Here is a 2,897-nt window from a genome sequence, read left to right on the forward strand (position 1 = left end):
CCACTCACTTCGTTCGTTGTGGTCAAACAGTGGGCGACAGTCAGTTCACGAAGCGTGCTGCGCACGCGGGCCATGAAACCAGCCAGCTCCGGCGACCCGCCTTTATTGGCGCTCCACAGACTCCCCGCACGCGCCTCGTGCCACCACTCTGCCTTGTTGAGATGACAAGCGAACAAGTGGGGGTTGATGCCTTGTTATGCGTAGACCGTCACGACCTGGTAGCCGAGGGCTGCCAAGTCACCGCCTGGCGACCACAGCTTCGAGACTTGGTTCACGTAGCCGCCGGCGGCCGCGAGTGCCTCGGTGTCGATGCGCCACCAGCCGTCGGCCGGCAATTCGTGGGCGACCGGGCGCAGTTCCAGCTCCCACGACACCGAACTGGCGGGCGTCGGCCGCTTGAAGCGGCTGAGCGCCGGTGTCGGCGGGGCGTCGGCCAGCAGCACGGTCAGCAGCTCCAGCGGCAACGGCTGCGGCTCGCCCTTCGGGCGCAGGTGGATGCGGCTGTGCCAGCTGTCGGTGCCGGTGAACGGCAGCCCGCCTTCGGCCCAGCGCATGTCCAGGTGCTGCATGAAGTTCGGCGCCACGCCGGGAATGAACGGCAGCGCGGGCGTCTCGTCCGGCCCGCGTTCGATGGACGGCATCGCCGGCGCGAGGCCCGGCAGCAGCGTCTCGCGCTCGCTGCCGAACACGCCCAGCAGCAGCGCCGCGGTCTCGCCGCCTTGCTGCACCTGCGCCTGCAGCTGGCGCACGTTCCTGCCTTCGCGCAGCACCCGCACGGCCACCTGCACCGGGCCCCGGGCGACAGGGCCGATGAAACTCGTCTGCAGCGCGCGCAGCTGCACGCCGGCCGGCCAGCCCGCGCCGGCCACGTCGCGCATCGCCTGCACGGCCAGCGTCGAGATCAGGCCGCCGAACGAGGTGCGGCCCTGCAGCCAGTCGTCGCTGACCTCGAAATGCACCGCGTCGCCGTCGCGCGTGCGCGCCGCCAGCAGCTGGGAAAGGGGGATGAACTCGGCCATGGTGTTCCTTCGGTTCAGGAATTGTGGGTGCCGGCCGCGGCGCTGCCTGCCGCGCAGGCGACAGCAGGCAGCTCGCGCCGCTCGGCATCGCTGCGGAACCCCAACTCGATCAGCGCCATCACGTCGATCGCCTGCGCAGCCGGCACCGGGTTCGGTGCGCCGGCAACGATCGCATCTCGCACGCCGGCGTAGTACGCCGGGTAGTCGCCGTGCAGCACGGGCAGCGGCGCGGACTGCAGCGTCTCGCCGTCCGGCCCGGCGGTGCTCAGCGTCGCCGCCTGTGTGTCGACGCCCCAGTCGGCGCCCGGCAGCGGCCGCTGGCCGGCCTTCAATGCATCCTCCTGCGCATCCAGCCCCCATTTGACGAAGCTGCCGCGCGTGCCGTGCGCCGCGAAGCGCGGGCCGGGCAGGGCGGTCAGCGCGCTGGCGCGCAGCGTCACGCGCAAGCCGCCGGCATAGGCCAGGCGGGCGTCGAAGCCGTCGTCGTTGACGGCGCCGTCGCGCTGCCGGGCGAGATCGAGCCGCAGCGACTGCGGCCAGCCGAACAGCTGCAGCGCCTGGTCGAGCAGGTGCGGCCCGAGGTCGAACCACAGGCCGCCGCCGACCGGCGACTGCTCGCGCCAGCGCTGCCGCACCACCGGGCGGAAGCGGTCGAACCGTGACTCCAGCTCGACGATGCGCCCCAGCTCGCCGCGCGACAGCAGCGCGCGCAGCGTCAGGAAATCGCCGTCCCAGCGGCGGTTGTGGAACACCGACAGCACGCGCTGCTGCTCGCGCGCCACGGCATCCAGCTCCTGCGCCTGTGCGAGCGTCACGGTGAACGGCTTGTCGACCACCACGTGCTTGCCGGCCCGCAATGCCGCGAGCGCCAACGGGTGGTGGCTGTCGTTGGGGCTCGCGATGACGACCAGGTCGACGTCGTCGCGTGCGCACAGCCGCAGCGGATCGGCCTCGACCGGCAGGCCCGGCCAGTCGCGTGCGACCTTGGCCGCATCGCTGCTCGCGAAGGCCGCGAGGCGCAGCCCGGGGACGCTGGCGATCAGCGGTGCATGGAAGACCTGGCCGGCGAAGCCGTAGCCGATCAGGCCGACGCGCAGGGCGGGGGAAGCGGTGTGGGGCATGGCGATCTTCGAGCGAATGTCCGAGGGGCGGAGCGGGGCACTGTAACGGAGCCGGCTGCGCGGCAATGGCATGATGCGCGCCGCACTTCCTGAAGGATCCCCTGGACATGAGTTTCGCTCCCCGCCTCGCAGCCCCGTGGCTGTCCGCCGCCTGCATCGCTGTCGTGCTGGCCCTGCCGGCCCATGCCGCCGACAAGCCGAAGAAGGAGTCGACCCTCGGCAAGGCCAAGCCCGGCGCGGCCTTCCTGACCAAGGAACAGCTGCGCGCCTGCCTGGCCCAGAACGACCGCGTGAAGGCGCAGCTCGCCGAGACGCTGCCGCTGCAGACCGCGCTGAAGAAGGAAGGCGACGACCTGGCTGCTGCCGGCGACGCGCTGAAGGCCGATCGCGAGAAGATCGACACGACCAATGACGAGGCCGTCAAGACCTTCAACGAGCGCCTGGCCGCCCGCGACAAGGCGGTGGAGGCCTACAAGGCCAACAGCGAGGCCTACAACGCGAAGGTCGAGGCGCTGCAGGCGGACAAGGCCTCGTACATCGCCAACTGCGATGGCCGGCGCTATTTCGAAGATGAGGAATTGCAAATCAAGGGCGGCAAGTAAACGGGGGTCGGCCTCCCTAGAATCGACGGCTTCTTCCCTGACCGAGAGAAGCCGTCATGACCCTTGCCACAAGCAGTCACTCCAGCAACCCGCTGCTGCAGCCGTGGGACACCCCGCACGGGCTGCCGCCGTTCGACAGGGCCCGCCCTGAACAC

General features: G+C 70.6%; 3 protein-coding genes. 1 reads left to right on the plus strand and 2 read right to left on the minus strand.

The features are described from left to right. Positions 1-194: 194 nt before the first annotated feature. A complete protein-coding gene (locus tag AC1D15_RS25100; protein ID WP_477828117.1) occupies positions 195-1,019 on the minus strand; it encodes an acyl-CoA thioesterase in 825 nt (274 codons plus the stop codon). 14 nt (positions 1,020-1,033) lie between these two features. Next, on the minus strand, positions 1,034-2,140 hold the full coding sequence (locus tag AC1D15_RS25105; RefSeq protein WP_477828118.1) for an oxidoreductase: 1,107 nt from the start codon (positions 2,138-2,140) through the stop codon (positions 1,034-1,036). Between the two features lie 107 nt (positions 2,141-2,247). Here AC1D15_RS25105 and AC1D15_RS25110 point away from each other — a divergent pair, with 107 nt between their 5' ends. After that, the gene (locus AC1D15_RS25110; RefSeq protein ID WP_477828119.1) at positions 2,248-2,742 is read left to right on the plus strand and encodes a hypothetical protein; all 495 of its coding nucleotides are present in this window, start codon (positions 2,248-2,250) and stop codon (positions 2,740-2,742) included. The last annotated feature ends 155 nt before the right edge of the window (positions 2,743-2,897 follow it).

The sequence above is a fragment of the Rhizobacter sp. P2_H2 genome, assembly GCF_056403375.1.

Excerpts from the sequence above, each read along its gene's own strand:
- AC1D15_RS25100 (WP_477828117.1), bottom strand. The coding sequence starts at position 1,019 with ATGGCCGAGTTCATCCCCCTTTCCCAGCTGCTGGCGGCGCGCACGCGC.
- AC1D15_RS25105 (WP_477828118.1), bottom strand. The coding sequence starts at position 2,140 with ATGCCCCACACCGCTTCCCCCGCCCTGCGCGTCGGCCTGATCGGCTAC.
- AC1D15_RS25110 (WP_477828119.1), top strand. The coding sequence starts at position 2,248 with ATGAGTTTCGCTCCCCGCCTCGCAGCCCCGTGGCTGTCCGCCGCCTGC.